The sequence below is a fragment of the Pseudomonas sp. HY2-MNA-CIBAN-0224 genome, assembly GCF_040310285.1.
Lineage (GTDB): Bacteria > Pseudomonadota > Gammaproteobacteria > Pseudomonadales > Pseudomonadaceae > Aquipseudomonas > Aquipseudomonas helleri.
The window spans coordinates 90,680-106,628 of the sequence record NZ_JBEOPQ010000001.1 but is presented as its reverse complement, the minus strand read 5'-3'; the positions used below and the strand labels follow the sequence as shown (position 1 = coordinate 106,628).

Genomic DNA, 15,949 nt, shown 5'->3' with positions numbered 1-15,949 from the left:
ATGCTGCGTTATATCGTTTTGCGGCTTTTGCTGCTGGTTCCGGTGTTGCTGGGGGTGTCGTTGATCGTCTTTGTCCTGCTGCACCTGGGCAATGGCGACCCGGCGCTGGATTACCTGCGCCTGTCACAGATCCCGCCCACCGACGCGGCGCTGGCCGAGGCGCGGCATGCCCTGCGCCTCGACCGGCCTTTGGTTGAGCAGTACGTCAGTTGGCTATGGAACGCTGTGCACCTGGATTTCGGCACGTCGTATATCACCGGGCGCCCGGTGCTGGATGACGTGCTGTATTACCTGCCCGCCACCTTGCAACTGGGCGGTCTGGCGTTGCTCGTGACCTTGCTGATGAGTATTCCGCTGGGCCTGGCAGCGGCCCGCTGGAAAGGTCGCTGGCCGGATCAAGTGGTGCGTTTCATTACCTTTATCGGGGTGTCGATGCCGAATTTCTGGCTGGCTTTTTTGCTCATCGCCCTGCTCTCGCTGTGGCTCGGCTGGCTGCCACCCATGGGCCGTGGCGGCCCGCAACACTTGGTCATGCCGGTGCTGGCGATTGCCCTGATGTCGATGTCTATCAATGCCCGCCTGCTGCGCGCCAGCCTGCTCGATGTGCGCCAGCAGCGGCATGTGTTCTATGCCCGGGCCCGTGGCCTGAACGAGCGCCGGGTTTGGCGCGACCATATTCTGCGCAACGCCTGGATGCCATTGGTCACCGCCACCGGCATGCACGTTGGCGAGTTGCTGGGCGGTGCATTGGTGATCGAAACCATTTTCGCCTGGCCCGGTATCGGCCGTTTTGCGGTGAGCGCGGTGCTTAATCGCGACTTCCCGGTGATGCAATGTTTCACCTTGCTGCTTACCACGCTGCTGGTGCTGTGCAACCTGGTGGTCGACATCTGCTACGCGTGGCTCGACCCGCGCACGCGTCTGTCGGGAGTGATGGCATGAGTACCGTGAACACTGCGCTGGCAGGTAAAAAAGGCGATCTGCGTGTCGGTTATGTACTGGTTGCGCTGCTGCTGATATTCGCTTTGTTCGGGGCCTGGATCGCGCCCTACGACGCCACCCTGGTCAACCTTGACGACCGTTTGCTGTCCGCCAGTACCAGCCATTGGCTGGGCACCGACCATCTGGGCCGTGATGTGCTGTCGCGGTTGATCGTCGGCACGCAATGGTCACTGGGCAGCGTGGTGCTGGTGTTGGGGCTGGTGCTGATCATGGGCGTGACGATTGGCGGCATCGCCGGGATTGTTGGCGGCAAGGTCGACATGTTTCTGATGCGCCTGTGCGATATGTTCCTGACCTTCCCGACCCTGGTGCTGGCGTTCTTCCTGATTGCCCTGCTGGGCACCGGGCTGACCAACGTGATTATCGCCATCGCCCTGTCACACTGGGCCTGGTATGCGCGCATGGTGCGCGGCATGGTGCTGGCTCAGCGTAACCGCGACTACGTGCTGGCTTCGCGGCTGTCCGGGGCTTCGCGCCTGACCCGCCTGCGCCAGCATGTGATGCCCAACGTGGTCGGGCAGTTGCTGGTGCTGGCGTCGATGGACATCGGCCACATGATGCTGCACGTTTCGGGGCTGTCCTTCCTCGGCCTCGGGGTCAGCCCGCCGACGCCCGAGTGGGGCGTGATGATCAACGACTCCAAAGAATTTATCTGGACCCATCCGCAACTGCTGCTGTGGCCGGGGCTGATGATTTTTATCTCGGTGATGGCCTTCAACCTGCTCGGTGACGCCTTGCGCGACCGGCTAGACCCCAGCGTACTGGCGGAGATCAAGGAATGACCCGAACCCTGAATATTGAAGGCCTGTGCCTCACACATCAGCAACGCACATTGGTGGAACAACTCGACCTCACGCTCAAGGCTGGCGAGGTGCACGCGCTGGTCGGCGCCAGCGGTTCGGGCAAGTCCCTGAGCTGCCTGGGCATTCTCGACCTGCTGCCTCCCGGCGTGCACAGCCAGGGCGGCACGCTGCGTCTGGACGGCCACGTGGTGCAACCCGCACAGTTGCGCGGGCGCGAGGCCGCGCTGGTGCTGCAAAACCCGCGCAGCGCTTTCAACCCGGTGCGCTCATTGCGTCAGCATGCCCTGGAGACCCTGCGCAGCCGAGGATTGCGCGGGGTGCACGCCGATCAATTAATTCTCGACACCCTTAACGAAGTCGGCCTCAACGATGGGCCGAGGGTGCTCGATTCTTTTGCTTTTCAGCTCAGCGGCGGCATGTTGCAACGCTTCATGATTGCCCTGGCGCTGCTCGCAGACAGCCACTTTTTGTTGGCCGACGAACCCACCAGCGATCTGGATGTTGTCGCCCAGGCACGCTTTCTCGACTTGCTGGAACGCTTGGTCGCAGAGCGAAACCTCGGAGTACTGCTGATTACCCACGACATGGGCGTGGTTGCGCGCTGTGCCGATCAGGTGTCGGTCATGGCCCATGGGCGCATCGTCGAACAGGCCGATGTCCACACCCTGTTCAACACCCCGCAAAGCGAAGAAGCGCGCACGCTGCTGGCCGCGCACCATGCATTGACTCTGGAGACCTGCACGCCATGACGCTTATTCAGGTATGCGATCTGAACCACGGTTACACCGCTGGCGGAATGTTCAGCAAACGCCACCGCGTGCAGGTGCTCAAAGGCTTGAACCTGGACCTACTCGCGGGCCAGAGCCTTGGCCTGCTGGGCGCAAGCGGCAGCGGTAAAAGCACCCTCGCCCGCTTGCTGATGGGCCTGGAAACACCCGTTCAAGGCAGTGTCCTGTTCGAGGGCCAGACGTTACAGGAACTGGACCCGCAGCACTTTCTGCGGCGGGTGCAAATGGTCTTTCAAGACGCCATCAGTGCCTTCAACCCCCAGCGCAGCATTGGCTGGAGCATTGCCGAGCCATTGCGCCACCTTTCGGACATGAGCGCCGAAGCCATCCAGGCCCGCGTGGAGCGCCTGTTGCTGCAAGTCAAACTGTCGGCCAGCGACAGCGACAAGTTGCCAGCGCAACTCAGCGGCGGCCAGTTGCAACGCGCCGGCATCGCCAGGGCGCTGGCGATCGACCCGCAGATGATCATTCTCGACGAGGCCCTGTCCAACCTTGACCGGGTGTTGCAGGTGCAAATACTCGACCTGCTGGCTGACGTGCGCCGTGAATCCGGCACCGGTTTTTTACTGATTACCCATGACCTGAGCCTGGTCCGGCGGTTTTGCCAGCGGGTGGTGGTGCTGGCCGATGGCAAGCTGGTTGAAGATCGCGAGGTCATCCCCGGCATGCGCTTCGAACACCCGGCGGCACGCACCCTGCAAGAGGCGGTATTGCCGGCCATGCCGTCCAAAGTCCGCACCACCTGAATACAAATGGTAAAGATTTGTAAATAGAAATGATTTGCATCCGTATAGATGTAAAACTTTGTAACCGATTTCGGCTACGCAGTTCCACATCCGGAGTACTCGCAGATCATGCACAAACTGTTCACCCTGCCGACGTCAGCACTGACGTTGGTTGCTTTAGGTATGTTCAATCACGCTTTCGCCGCTCAAGGCGCTGTCGACCTGCCCGCCACCACGGTCAATGCTGCTGACACCGAAGAGGACTCGCCTGAGGGCTATCAGGGCAAACCCAGCGCCACCACGACCCGCCTCAACCTGACCGCGCAAGAAACCCCGCAAGGCGTCACCAGCATCAAGCGCGAGCAACTGGATGACTTCAAGCTCAACAGCATTCGCGATGTGCTGGACAGCACGCCGGGGGTGAATGTGCAGAAGGTCGAAACCGACCGCACCTACTTCACCGCGCGCGGTTTTGACATTACCAACTTCCAGTACGACGGCATGGGCATGCCGCTGAACGGAGGATTGCTGGTGGGCGATATCGACATGGCGCCCTACGAGCAAGTGGACATTCTGCACGGCGCCAACGGGTTGATGAGCGGCACCGGCAACCCGTCAGCCACGGTCAACTTTGTGCGCAAACGGCCGACGGCTGACACCCAGGCCACCGTCAGCGTCAGTGCTGGCTCGTGGGACAAGCGCCGGGTTGACCTGGACGTTTCCGGGCCGTTGACTGACTCAGGCAATGTGCGCGGCCGTTTTATCTACGCCAACGACACGGGCAACTCCTACCTCGACCGCTACTCCCGGGAAAAGAATATTCTCAGTGGCCTGCTGGCTTTTGACCTGACTGACAGCGACACCCTGACCGTCGGCATCGAAGACCAGAAGTCCAACTCCAATGGCGCCAGTTGGGGTGCGCTGCCACTGGCCGATGCCAACGGCAACCCGATCCACTATCACAGCACCCGTTCGAATATTTCCCAACCGTGGGTGTATTGGGACGTGCACACCACCCGCGCCTTCGCCGAGTGGGAACACCGCTTCGAGAATGACTGGAAGTCGACGCTGACTTTGACGGCGATGGAACACCGTGAAGACACCAACATGTTCTACGTCTACAGCAACAGCGCGTCGGCCACCGGCTATACCGGCCTGGCTTCCAAGTACAAGGACGATACCCGCGAGCTGGATGGCGATCTGTCTTTCAGCGGCCCTTTCAGCCTTGGCGGGCGTGAGCATCAGTTGACCTTCGGCGCCAACATCGCGCGCTCGCACACCCAGGAAACCTCGTTGTACGGCACTTCGTCGTACTACACCTCGGTGTCGCTGCAAGACGCCCTGAACGGCGATATCCCCAAGCCGACGTACAACATTGCCACAGACGCCGCGACCTCCAACTACACCGATCGGCAAAAGAGCCTCTATGCCGGGGCGCGCTTTAATCTCACCGATGACCTGCACCTGATCACCGGCGCACGCATGCTCAGCGCTGACAGCGATGGCGAAAACTACGACACCGCCCGCGATGTGAGCATTCACGGCAAGGTCACGCCTTACGCCGGGGTGATCTACGACCTGACTGAGCAATACTCGGTGTATGCCAGCTACACCAAAATCTTTAACCCGCAGTACAGCCTGAACACCCAGGGCAAGGTTATCGACCCGCTGGAAGGCAAGAGTTATGAGGCCGGGATCAAAGGTCGTTTGCTCGACAATAAACTGAATGTCACGGCAGCGGTGTTCCACACCCAACAAGACAACGTGGCGACGTATGCCGGTTACAACCCCGCACTGGGCGGCTATGTGTACGATGGCGAGTCGTACAAGAGCAGCGGGATTGAACTGGAGGCGTCGGGCGAACTGGCCCCCGGCCTGCAAGTCAGCGGCGGCTACACCTATGTGTACATCACCAACGCTGATGATCAGCGCGGCAACAAGTTTATCCCGCGCAATGCGCTGACCTCCTCCATGACCTACCAGTTGCCGATGGCGCCCAAGGTCAAGGTCGGTGGCAGCCTGAAATGGCAAAGCAAGGTCGAGAACGACACCACCCCGGCCGCCAGCCAGGATGCCTACGCGCTGGTGGGCCTGATGGCCAGTTACCAGATCGACCCGCACTGGAGCACCCAACTGAACCTCGACAACCTGACCAACCAGAAGTACCTGGACAGCGTGCGCTACGCCCAAAGCAACTTTGGCGACCCGCGCAATGTCACGGCATCCGTGAGCTGGAAGTTCTAAAAGCACCCGGCAGGCTTGCCCTTGCTGGCAAGCCTGCCGGGCTTCAAGGTTCAACCCCGTGGCAGCACCGCCAAAATCCGCTGGGCGATGTGCTCGGCGTGGGTTTCCAGAGCAAAGTGGCCGGTGTCCAGCAACTCCACCACCGCGTTGGGGTTATCGGTTTTATAGGCGTGAGCCCCCGGCGGGATGAAAAACGGATCGTGCTTGCCCCAAATCACCAGCGTCGGCACCTGGGCAGCCTTGAAAAACGCCTGAAACTGCGGGTACAGGGTCAGGTTGTTGCGGTAGTCGAGAAACAGGTCCAGCTGGCTTTCGTCATTGCCCGGCCGCTGCATCAACAGCAGGTCCAGCATCCATGACTCCGGGGCCACCTGTTCTGGCCTTTCAACGCCGTGCAGATACTGATAACGCGTGCCTTCCAGGCTCAGTACCGCGTTGCGGATAACCTCACGATTAGCCGCAGTCGGCTCGGCCCAATACGCACGAATCGGTGCCCAGGCATCGCCCAACCCTTCCAGATACGCATTGCCGTTTTGCGAGACCAGCGCACTGACCCTTTTGGGGTGCGCAATGGCCAGACGAAAACCCACCGGCGCGCCGTAATCAAACACATACAGCGCATACCGCGTGAGTTTCAACGCATCGACAAAATGCCCCAGGGTAATTGCCAGGTTATCGAAACTGTAGCGATAGCCCCGCGCCTCAGGCACTTCAGTAAAACCGAAGCCCGGCAAATCCGGCGCAATAACCCGGTAGTGAGCCGCCAGCAGCGGGATCAGGTCGCGGAACATATGCGATGAGCTGGGAAAACCATGCAGCAACAACATCACCGGCGCCGACGGATCGCCGGCCTCGCGATAGAACACACGAACACCATCGGCCTCAATGTGTTTATAACGCACCACGGGGTTTGAATTGGGCATACAGACGCTCCTTGAGTAACCATAAAAATTAAATGCTCGGGTTAGCTTTTAAAAAGCTGCACCCAAATAAGTAACCTGTCAAATTAATTATTATGGTTACAAGATCTAGTTTGGTAACTACCCAGATCAGTCATTAACGGTTACGATGGCCCAGCTTTTTTCGAGGACCGACCATGAGCGCCACCCCCGTTACTCCGCCGCTTGAGCCGTATGTGCTGGCTGACCATCCCGTGCTGGACATGCTAAATACCCGAGCCAATGTCGAAGCTGTACCGGTCGACTTTTGGCAAGGCGATGCCGATGTGAAGCGCTGGCTCGTGCGTCTTGAATGGTTTGCTCAGGAAGAAATACCCGAGTTTGAGGAAGGCGCCCTGCTGACAGCCGCAAGGCATTTGCGAGAAGTGATCCGTGATCTGTTGGAGCAACGCAAGGCGGGGCAGCAAGGGGATCCCGCTGCGCTGAACAGCTTTTTGCGCAAGGCGGTGAGTTACCCGCAACTGGCCTGGAATGAAGCGGGCGAACTCAGCCTGCAACGCCTGCACAAACAGCAAACGGCGGAACAGTTTCTGGCGCCGATCGCTGAAGCCGCCGCTGACTTGCTGGTGAATGCCGATGCCGAGTTGATTCGCACCTGCGAACACCCGGACTGTGTGCTGTGGTTTTATGACCGCACCAAGGCCCACAAACGCCGTTGGTGCAGCATGGCGCTGTGTGGCAACCGCCATAAAGTGGCTGAATTTCGTAAACGCAAACTGCAGCAATAGCGAGTACGCCAAGGGCGTACTCGCCAATTTCATCTCAAACTTTGGCTGCCGTCGGCACCATACGGAACGCCACGCCCAGTCGGTTGTAAGCATTCATCAGGCTGATGGCATAGGTCAGTTCAGCCAGCTCTTTGTCGTTGAACTCAGCCGTTACTGCATCATAGTCAGCCTGCGGCACGCCGGTCTGCTCAACCCGGGTGACGCTTTCAGCCCATGCCAGCGCTGCTTGCTCACGGGCGGTAAACAGCGACTGGGCTTCGTGCCACACCGGCACCAACAGCAGCTTGTCGACAGTCATGCCCAGTTTGAGCAAGTCTCGCGAGTGCAAGTCGATGCAGTAAGCGCAGCCATTGATTTGCGACACCCGGAGGAACACCAGGTCGATAAGCATTTTGGAGAGATCGCCGTTTTGCAGTGCAACATGCACACCGCCGAAGGCTTTGAAGGCTTCAGGGGATGCTTTGGAATAGTCGATACGCGTGCTCATGGTCTGCCCTTGCATTGATAAGTGGAGTGGCGCCATAGTGCGGTTTCATGGCCCTGTCACAAAGGGCCATGATTCAGCTCCATGGCTGGACCATGATTGTGCTCACCCGTGCAGGCCTCCCCATGCAAATCTCAGTTCCCAGTTTATCGGCGCTTGACCCCGCCTCCAGCGAGCCGATTTACCGTCAGCTTTATTGGCGCTTTCGCGAAGCCATCAACGCGGGCCTGCTCAAGCCGGGTGACCGTGTGCCCGCAGCCCGCGCATTGGCCAAAGAATTGGGGCTGGCCCGTGGCACCATCGACAACGCCTATTCCCTGCTCACTTCAGAAGGCTATCTGATGGCATGTGGTCAGGCCGGTACGCGAGTGGCTGACGGCATTAGCGGCACAAGCTCTTCACCACCCGCCTCTGCCATCGCACAGGCCGCGCCCCATCAGGCGATCCGCCAGCAGTCGGCTGTGCTGCCATTTCAAATGGGGGTGCCGGCACTGGATACCTTCCCCAGAAAAATATGGGCGCAAATCGGCGCCCGTTGCGTGCGCGGCACACAGCCCCAAGACATGGCCAACCCCTCGGTCTATGGCCTGCAGGCGCTGCGTGCAGCAATTGCCACGTACTTGCAGGTGGCGCGCGGCATCGCCTGCTCACCGGCTCAAGTTTTTGTCACCGCAGGTTATCGGGAGACGCTGTCGCTGATCACCCACACCTTGCTCAAACCTGCCGACCGCGTGTTAGTCGAAGACCCTGGTTATCCGCCGACCCGGCGCCTGCTGCAAAGCCTGCACATCACGCCGGTGGCGGTGCCCGTTGATCAAGACGGCCTGCGGGTTTCAACGGTTCTTGAAATCGGCCATAACGCCCGCGCCGCCGTGGTTACCCCTGCGCATCAAAGCCCTTTGTGCGTGTCACTTTCATTGTCACGGCGGTTGGCGTTGCTGGAGTGGGCGAGTCAGCAAAACGCCTGGATCGTCGAGGACGATTACGACGGCGAATACCGCTACGTCAGCCGCCCGCTCCCCGCCCTCAAGAGCCTGGACCGTGAGGGCCGCGTGCTCTATAGCGGCACCTTCAGCAAGGTGTTGTTTCCGGGCATGCGCCTGGCCTACGTGGTCGTGCCTGCGGCGCTGGTTGAGCGTTTTGAGGAAAGCTGCAAAACCTTCCAGGGCGGTTGCCCGGAATTAAACCAGGCCATCGTTGCAACCTTTATGGCCGAAGGGCATTTCGGGCGCCATATCCAGCGCATGCGCAAGCTCTACAGCGAGCGTCGGGCGATGGCGGTGAACGGGCTTAAGAGCGCGCTTGGCGAGCGGATCCAAATTGATGCCAACCCCGGCGGGATGCACCTCATTTTGCGGCTCAACGCGTCCTGCGCAGACAGCCTGATGGTGCAGCGCATGCGCGAAGCCGGGCTGTTTGCCGAAGCCTTGAGCGAATGGCACCAAAGCACGGACAAGCCTTCAGGGTTGCTGCTGGGTTTCGCCAATATCGACTCGCTGGCCAGCGCTCAAGCGCTGGGCCAACGTATCCTGGCGTTGATGTAACCGCCGTGTCGATCCAGCTCGCCTATCAGCGCAACGACGGCAGACCGTAGGCGGCCAGATCGAACTCTGGCAACTGGCGAATAATCAGGTCCGCGTGGTGGTACTTGCTGTCTGGCATGGCGGCATCGGGTACGGCGATGGCAGTCATGCTGGCGGCCTTGGCGGCCGTTACGCCAAACGGCGAGTCTTCAAATACCAGACAATCTTGTGGTGCAACGCCGAGGCGGCGGGCAGCGGTCAAAAAGATGTCGGGCGAGGGTTTGGCGGCGCCCACCTCGAGGTCATCGGCCGTCACGATGGTGTCGAAGAGCGCAAACCACTCGCGATGCAACGTGGTTTTGTGGCCAAAGCCGCTGCTGGTTGAACTGGTGCCCACGGCAATCGGGATGTTGTGCGCCTTCAAATGCCGCACCAGCGCTTCAGCCCCCGGCATGGCGAGGGCCTTGGAAAAGTACCCGGCCATCAGTGGCTCGCGCGCCTTCAAAAACTCTTGCCCGGTAATCGGCAGATCCAGCGCTTTGACAATGTACTCAGCCAGATCCTGGGCACCGCGCCCGATGATGTGCTGCTTGATGCTCCAGTCATACGTGCGGCCATAACGTTCGACGACGATCTGCGTGACTTCGGAGTAAATGCCTTCGGTATCCAGCAACAAACCGTCCATATCAAAAATCACGGCCTTGATCGGGCCGACAACAGTACGCGGTGTATTCATCACAACAGATCCTTGGTAGAAGGCGAAAGGATTGCAGCACCTTAACTGGCGGGCTTGCCTGAATGCCAGCGCACACCCGTATTTCATTCACCTTGCCTCGCGATCGCAGCCTTCGGCAGCGACTACAGGTTAAGAAGATCAAAAGATCGCGAGCAAGCTCGCTCCTACCGGTTTGTGGAGTATTTCTACGCCTTGAGCAAACCTGACTGTAAGCGCGCAGGATTTTTGGCACTGCTTAGCGCAACCTTTGGCACCGCATCGTTCAAGATGTATTAGTGGAATTTGCGGGATGTTCGGCATTGCATCGCCGGATGAATGAAATCTACCTGCGCCCGTCTATGAGTATTGTGGATCCGCAGCAACTACGATGTCGTTAGTGAGACTGCCCTATGAAAGCTAAAACATGGCCTTAGTCTCCAAAACTCAAGAATACAGACCTTTTGCAGATGAATAATCAGCTGCCGCAGCTGCGGCAGCGCTTCGTTTTGCCGTGCTCAAGTCTTCAAAAAAGACGCGATAAAGCGTCGTGCTCTGCCGGGCAGTGAGCGCCTGCAGGTTATATGCTGACAGATCGAGCAGATCGGTATTTACGTTGGTAGTGGTTGAAACTACCTGCCCGTCCAAGATTACATCGACGAAACCCGGCCGCCACGCAACCCCAATCTGATGCACAACGTCAAGCGTGAAGCCAGGTACGACTTTAAAGACGGGCACGTTGTTATGGCTATTAGCGTTTACCCGCGGGCTTTTTCCGTCAGCCCCTGTATCCATTGCAAATAGTGCGTTTTGATTGTTCATCCCAATCAGGGAAAAAACTGTCTGGTATGAAGATGCCACAGCATTACTTGGGCATTTAACCCAAGCCAGTGCGATAAAACTGGGAGATGCTTCATGCAAGCTGTAGGTATTACCAAAGACAATAGTCTGCCCATTGGCACCTGAGGCTGGTGCCCTGATCCCACCCGAAGTGCTCCGGCCATTTACTAGCGCTGCGGCGTTAGCTCCTCCAATAACAGCCCCTGGCGCACCGTCAACCAAGTTCACAAATTTAGCGCCGAATGGAATTGTGCCGTCTGGGTTCGGATTGCTATAGCTGTTTGAGAAGTCGAACAGAAGTCGAGTACCTGCGGATATGGCTTTATCTCGAACTAGCTTATCCATCGCGCTATCGCTGAATTTGTTCTGTAGATGCGTGATTAGGCTTGTCATACGGCCAACTCCGGAATTAATGCCACTGCGCGGGCGCCTAATGTTTTATAGGCAGCTTGAAACAAGTGGTTGCGATCACTGCCTCCGACGCCCATGTACCAGCTGTTCGCTAAAATCTCGTCGGCGTCGGTTATGAGAGTCAGATCGATAAACGAGGCGCGCTGACGATTCTGGGCGAAAGAGAACGCCGCCTTGCGGTAACCGATCAGCTTGGGCGCGTCCGGGTTGGACACTGGGTGAGACGGCATGACCATAAAGAACAATTCTTCTTGATCCCATCCCGCTTTCTGCCACACATCACTGATCCGTTTAGCGATGGCTTCCAAGTTGTCCAGGTAGGCCGTCGAAGATTTTGCATCGATGCTTTCCCGCCAGCCGAAGCTTGGGGTAAGCGTCTCGTTCTGGTCGTTCAGTGCGCTATTGATGTACACCACCACCATCGGCTTTTGTCCGGCCAACAGTTGCAGGCGCCGGGTTTCACCAAACCAATTAATTAAGACCTGCATAGGAGCGGTCAGCAGGTAGTTCGCCATATCGTATAAGCTTTGCCCTCCTGCTCCGTAGAAGGTACTAACCGACACGCCTGAGTGCTTGGCTGGATTTTCTAGGCGAAACCAAGCCGGAGCAAAAGGACCGACCAGTGCCGCCCCACCTGGAACGTACCATTTGCATTCAAACCCCTTAGTACGAATGCCCGCCGGAATATCAAGCGTCTGCCGATGCAGAGAATTTTCCCCTGTATTTGTCGGGGTCGATGGCCCCGAAGCAATTACAGTGAATGGTGAGCCGTCAATGCGGCACTTGACCTGGAACACGCCAGCACCCGATGTCAGGCTTACCCATGCGTAGTGCGCACGCAGCAGGTTGGACACACCAATGGCGTGATCAACGGCCACACCAACGCCACCAGCACTGGCACCGGAGGTGATCATCAGTCCGTCAGCCAGATAAGCAGGCCCCATCCCTGCAAGCGAGCCTTCTGGCAATTCGAAAGAATAACCCGGCGATACTGCAGCCACTTCAGCAGGCAGCACATGAGTAGCACCACCGCCCACACCGTAGTTGCTTTCACCAGTCAACGTATAGCCCGAAAACGAAATGGGAGTCTGTGCACCTACCGCCGTTGCATAGCAACCGAACCGATCATGCAGAGCGCGCATCAACCCGCCACCCCATCCGTAACCGTCCTTCTTTTGGTTGCTGTCGCCGATCATCACAAAGTCAACTCGACGCCGTGAGGCCTGTGCCAAGGCACCAAGCGCTGTAGTCGGCCAAATGGCATCAACCGTAGCCGTTCCAGCAACGGCTGCATCAATCCGATCTTGAACGACCTCCAGCACAGGCTCAGGCAGAACCAACCGGGGAATCTCCACGCTCCTATCTTCCAGCGTGACAATCGAAGGGCTGCCAGACGAGTCGACCTCGGCACTAAAGACCTTCTTGCCGTTGTAATAGCGATCAGTGCTTCGATCAGCGATTACTTTCAAGTCATCCTCAATTGTGGTGACGGCACTTGCACTAGAGTACGTTCCATCTGGAACAGCTACACCGTTACGGTTTACATAGGCGTAGCGATAAACTTTTGGATCCAAGCTACGCACAGTAAATGCGCCGCCATTGGGCGTGGCTCCCAGTCCTTCTTCGATGCTGTCATAAGGCGCAGCAGTAGCCAGTTGCGCCGAGACATCCTTTAGCACCTCAGTAACTTTGTTTTGGGTCAGCACTACTTGCTTGGCTATCGAAGGAACTGGGCCAGATTCTGTAAGCACATCCTTTGAAGCGTCACCATTGACGTATTCGTGCTGCTTACTTGCTGACGCTTGAGCCGATGCAGCAGCCTCAGCAATTTGCCCGGCATAGGCCTGCAGCGATTCAATATCAGACATTCATGTTTCTCCAGGCGAAGAAATACCGCAGCGCTGGCCAGGTAATCGTTGGGGGTGGTTGCTGTTTAATGACTCGTAACGGACTAATATCCGGGCGCCTTGCCAATCGCACGCCAGTGAATCGTGGCGCTATATTTGTCGGTGTCGTTGAAGAGTTGGTATTGCGTGGCACTGATGGCTCGCGCACCTGCTGCGTTGCCGTCACCATCCTCAGCATTAGGCGTCACCTTGTTACCAAAGCAGTTGTAGACCTCTGCGAAGGGCGTCGGAAAATCGATGGCTGCACTCACGCTATCTGCGCCACATGCGCCGCTTCCCCATTGCTCTAGAAAGCCCGTGGCCTTATCAAGGTGCCAACCCGTGGCCGCCATAAGCGCAGTATTTTTGTCTTGCTTGGTTGTCCCCAAGTCGTCTATCGCGGCTTGCTTAGCCTCCAACGAGGCGTTTATGGCTGCCAAGAAGTCATTAATCGCTAACTTGGTGTAAGCATCTCCAATGCCATAACCAGCCAGCGTAATCGCGTTGTTGGCCTTCTTCGAAAGCCACCAGTCCACTTCAGGCTGTGAGTAAGTTTCTGGCTTTGTGTAAGCGTCGAGAATGCCGTACCCAGCCAGCGTGGTAGCTTTGATGGGGTAGTGCTCACCAAATGCCCGAATAGCCTTGAGAAGCTGGGTGTTATCGTTGGCATCAAGCTCAGGCAGATAAGCCAGAATGAAGTTAGCAAACTCTTCCTGAATCATGTTCAGCCACTCAGCCTTAACGGGCGTGGGAGGGACGCCACCGGCAGCGGTGCCGTGGCGGAACAATCCCAAGACCGTGACTAGATCGGTCCAGCTGGAAATTCTTTGCATGCTATAGGTCCTCGATGCCGATCACGGCGGCGGGCACCACGTAATGGATGGCGTTAAACAGTTGGTCCACTTTGTCGGCAATGCCGTCGACGACTTCTTTGCCGTATCCGAAGACCACGTCTGTATTTCCCGGTCGGCGGTCGGTGATTCGAGACTCCATGGCCACGGCGGTGAATGCCGAAAGCGGCGCATTCATGCGCCAGGTGAAGGGCCAGTCGCCTGAGTAGATTGGGTCACCTGCATTCAACTGGCCGACGACAGGCTCTCTGAAACTCTCAATGGTGGCTGGAACACCGAACAAGGCAGCCAAGCGGATGAAGTACAGAATGGACTGGCCGCCCAGGTCAGCCATGGCAGCCTCAACGGCCCGCACGCGATCTTCCTGAGATGCACCGGCAGCCGGAGTCAGGTTGTAGGTCCGCTCCCAGTCGGTAATGTAGTCACCTGCCGTGCTGGGGAAAATAGCGCTCTCTATGGCTTCAAGGCCTTCCAGGGCATCACCTAAAACAGTGCCTTCGGCAGTGAGTTGGGCCACTAGCACTTTGCCTTCGGGGTCATAAGAGACCGGAGGTAGCAGCGTTTGAAGCTGCTCGATCAGGACATCACTCATCAAGGGCCTCCAAGGCAACGGTGCCGAGGCGAATCCAACTCACCACTGCGGGGTCGCTAGAGGAAGAGACATTGGTTGCAGGCGTGACCAGGTCGAAATCCACGACCCCGGCCAGGCTGCTAATTGCAGCTGTCAGGCGAATGCGATAAAGAGTCTCTAGCGGTATCAACGGGTCGATGACGCCAGCAACCGCAGACTCAATAGGCCCTTGCAGGTCATCCAGCGCGTACCCTGTCGCCGGTGCCAAACGTAGCGCCAAATTGACGTCCAGGATGGCGGGAGTGAACACCCATATGTCCGCACCGGCCGGTGCCACGCTGTCGATAAAGGTTTGGCATGCAGCGATAACATCAGCTGACGATGGGCCTCCAGCAGAAGTAATCACAACGTCAATTGCGTTGCCACCACGGCGCTTGGGAATGACCAGGACAGTGGAGACACCGTCCACGGACAATGCCCAACGTCGATAGTCGGCCAGGTTTCCACCGCTCGGCGGGTTGCGCAACACGTCCAAGTAACGGGCTAAAAGGCTCTCTTGTTTTTCATCGTCTGTGCCGCCCTTGAGTGCCTCCAAGGTACAGGCGCTGTCCACGCCCAGAGGTGGACTGATAAGGGTCGCGGCACCTGACAGGCCGTTAAGCGCGGCTCCCGTGTCGATGGTCGCTACGGGAGCGACTGCGGTTCCGTCCGGGGCAAAGGTTACTGCCGCCGTCGTTGTAAGCACTGTGCCAGTGGCGGTATGACGAGCTTGCGATCCGACTGGAAGGGGCATCTCAGCAGCACCCGTGAGCGCGAGAGTGCTACCCGCTACAGTTGCTGATTTTGGATAGACATCACGTGTGGCCGCATGCCTTTTGAGTTCGTCGAAGTCGGCGCTATCGGGGAAGATCTGCCTGGCAGTCCATGCACCTTGCTGGTGAATGCCTTCGGCGACCGCAGAAACCGAACTGGCGCGCACATAGTGGTCGCTGTCACTGGTGATGTCGGCATCAGGCACTAACGAACGAATTTCGCGCAGGGCGCGGGTCCGAATGGTTTCGAATGGGGGAGCGATGTAGGGCATCAGATCACTCTCACTGATTGTTCAAAGGTCTGGCGACCGGTCGGTGCTTCGACTTCGATCAGCAGCCGTAGCCAGCCGTCATGCTTCTGCTCTGCCGACACATCGACAGAGGTTGCTCGGCCATCATCAATAAGCCCTTGCAGCGCCTGCTGGGCGTACTGCACGGCCAGCGTGCCGACACGAGCTTTGTCTTTCTCCCGGCGCAGTTCATGAAGTCGCGAACCCAACAAGGGGTCGGCCCAGTAGCTACCGAGAGGGGTTATAAGGCGCAGGTACACGGCGTTTGCCAGCGTTGAGATTCGCTGACCTGTTAAATCGCCTGTAGTTGGGTCTATGCC

16 protein-coding genes are annotated in these 15,949 nt (G+C 58.1%); 7 read left to right on the top strand and 9 right to left on the bottom strand.

Going from position 1 to position 15,949, the window contains the following annotated elements; genetic code table 11:
- From nikB to AAEZ03_RS00555, 5 genes are all read left to right on the top strand, one after another.
- Positions 1–942, top strand: a complete 942-nt coding sequence (gene nikB / locus AAEZ03_RS00575; protein WP_350574967.1) for a nickel ABC transporter permease subunit NikB — start codon at positions 1–3, stop codon at positions 940–942.
- Positions 939–1,784 (top strand): nickel ABC transporter permease subunit NikC, encoded by an 846-nt coding sequence (nikC, locus tag AAEZ03_RS00570; RefSeq protein ID WP_350574964.1) that lies wholly within the window; start codon positions 939–941, stop codon positions 1,782–1,784. Before nikB ends, nikC begins: the two co-directional genes overlap by 4 nt.
- A complete protein-coding gene (locus AAEZ03_RS00565) occupies positions 1,781–2,554 on the top strand; it encodes an ATP-binding cassette domain-containing protein (RefSeq protein WP_350574961.1) in 774 nt (257 codons plus the stop codon). Before nikC ends, AAEZ03_RS00565 begins: the two co-directional genes overlap by 4 nt.
- Entirely contained in the window at positions 2,551–3,339 is a 789-nt protein-coding gene (gene nikE / locus AAEZ03_RS00560; RefSeq protein ID WP_350574958.1) for a nickel import ATP-binding protein NikE, read from the top strand. Before AAEZ03_RS00565 ends, nikE begins: the two co-directional genes overlap by 4 nt.
- A gap of 108 nt (positions 3,340–3,447) precedes the next feature.
- The gene (locus AAEZ03_RS00555) at positions 3,448–5,562 is read left to right on the top strand and encodes a TonB-dependent siderophore receptor (protein WP_350574955.1); all 2,115 of its coding nucleotides are present in this window, start codon (positions 3,448–3,450) and stop codon (positions 5,560–5,562) included.
- Positions 5,563–5,612: 50 nt separating this feature from the next.
- Here the strand turns inward: AAEZ03_RS00555 and AAEZ03_RS00550 are convergent, their stop codons facing one another.
- Positions 5,613–6,485, bottom strand: a complete 873-nt coding sequence (locus AAEZ03_RS00550) for an alpha/beta fold hydrolase (RefSeq protein ID WP_350574952.1) — start codon at positions 6,483–6,485, stop codon at positions 5,613–5,615.
- Between the two features lie 173 nt (positions 6,486–6,658).
- Between AAEZ03_RS00550 and AAEZ03_RS00545 the strand changes: the two genes are divergently transcribed.
- A complete protein-coding gene (locus tag AAEZ03_RS00545) occupies positions 6,659–7,249 on the top strand; it encodes a CGNR zinc finger domain-containing protein (RefSeq protein ID WP_350574949.1) in 591 nt (196 codons plus the stop codon).
- Between the two features lie 34 nt (positions 7,250–7,283).
- Here the strand turns inward: AAEZ03_RS00545 and AAEZ03_RS00540 are convergent, their stop codons facing one another.
- A complete protein-coding gene (locus tag AAEZ03_RS00540; protein WP_153330971.1) occupies positions 7,284–7,736 on the bottom strand; it encodes a carboxymuconolactone decarboxylase family protein in 453 nt (150 codons plus the stop codon).
- Positions 7,737–7,858: 122 nt separating this feature from the next.
- Between AAEZ03_RS00540 and pdxR the strand changes: the two genes are divergently transcribed.
- The gene (pdxR, locus tag AAEZ03_RS00535) at positions 7,859–9,277 is read left to right on the top strand and encodes a MocR-like pyridoxine biosynthesis transcription factor PdxR (protein ID WP_350574945.1); all 1,419 of its coding nucleotides are present in this window, start codon (positions 7,859–7,861) and stop codon (positions 9,275–9,277) included.
- 25 nt (positions 9,278–9,302) lie between these two features.
- On the opposite strand, the gene AAEZ03_RS00530 is transcribed toward pdxR, so the two are convergent.
- The 7 genes from AAEZ03_RS00530 to AAEZ03_RS00500 all read right to left on the bottom strand — a co-directional run bounded on the left by AAEZ03_RS00530 (position 9,303) and on the right by AAEZ03_RS00500 (position 15,889).
- Positions 9,303–9,992 carry an HAD-IA family hydrolase gene (locus tag AAEZ03_RS00530; protein ID WP_350574943.1) on the bottom strand — a complete coding sequence of 230 codons (690 nt, stop codon included), beginning with the start codon at positions 9,990–9,992 and terminating at the stop codon, positions 9,303–9,305.
- A 423-nt stretch (positions 9,993–10,415) separates the two neighbouring features.
- Complete coding sequence (locus AAEZ03_RS00525) at positions 10,416–11,201, bottom strand: hypothetical protein (RefSeq protein ID WP_350574940.1); 786 nt, start codon at positions 11,199–11,201, stop codon at positions 10,416–10,418.
- Complete coding sequence (locus AAEZ03_RS00520) at positions 11,198–13,087, bottom strand: hypothetical protein (protein WP_350574938.1); 1,890 nt, start codon at positions 13,085–13,087, stop codon at positions 11,198–11,200. The genes AAEZ03_RS00525 and AAEZ03_RS00520 overlap by 4 nt, the downstream gene beginning before the upstream one ends.
- 83 nt (positions 13,088–13,170) lie before the next feature.
- Positions 13,171–13,938 (bottom strand): gp53-like domain-containing protein, encoded by a 768-nt coding sequence (locus AAEZ03_RS00515; protein ID WP_350574936.1) that lies wholly within the window; start codon positions 13,936–13,938, stop codon positions 13,171–13,173.
- Between the two features lies 1 nt (position 13,939).
- A complete protein-coding gene (locus tag AAEZ03_RS00510; protein ID WP_350574934.1) occupies positions 13,940–14,548 on the bottom strand; it encodes a putative phage tail protein in 609 nt (202 codons plus the stop codon).
- On the bottom strand, positions 14,541–15,611 hold the full coding sequence (locus tag AAEZ03_RS00505; protein WP_350574931.1) for a baseplate J/gp47 family protein: 1,071 nt from the start codon (positions 15,609–15,611) through the stop codon (positions 14,541–14,543). The genes AAEZ03_RS00510 and AAEZ03_RS00505 overlap by 8 nt, the downstream gene beginning before the upstream one ends.
- Positions 15,611–15,889 carry a phage GP46 family protein gene (locus tag AAEZ03_RS00500; RefSeq protein WP_323369713.1) on the bottom strand — a complete coding sequence of 93 codons (279 nt, stop codon included), beginning with the start codon at positions 15,887–15,889 and terminating at the stop codon, positions 15,611–15,613. The genes AAEZ03_RS00505 and AAEZ03_RS00500 overlap by 1 nt, the downstream gene beginning before the upstream one ends.
- Positions 15,890–15,949: the final 60 nt, after the last annotated feature.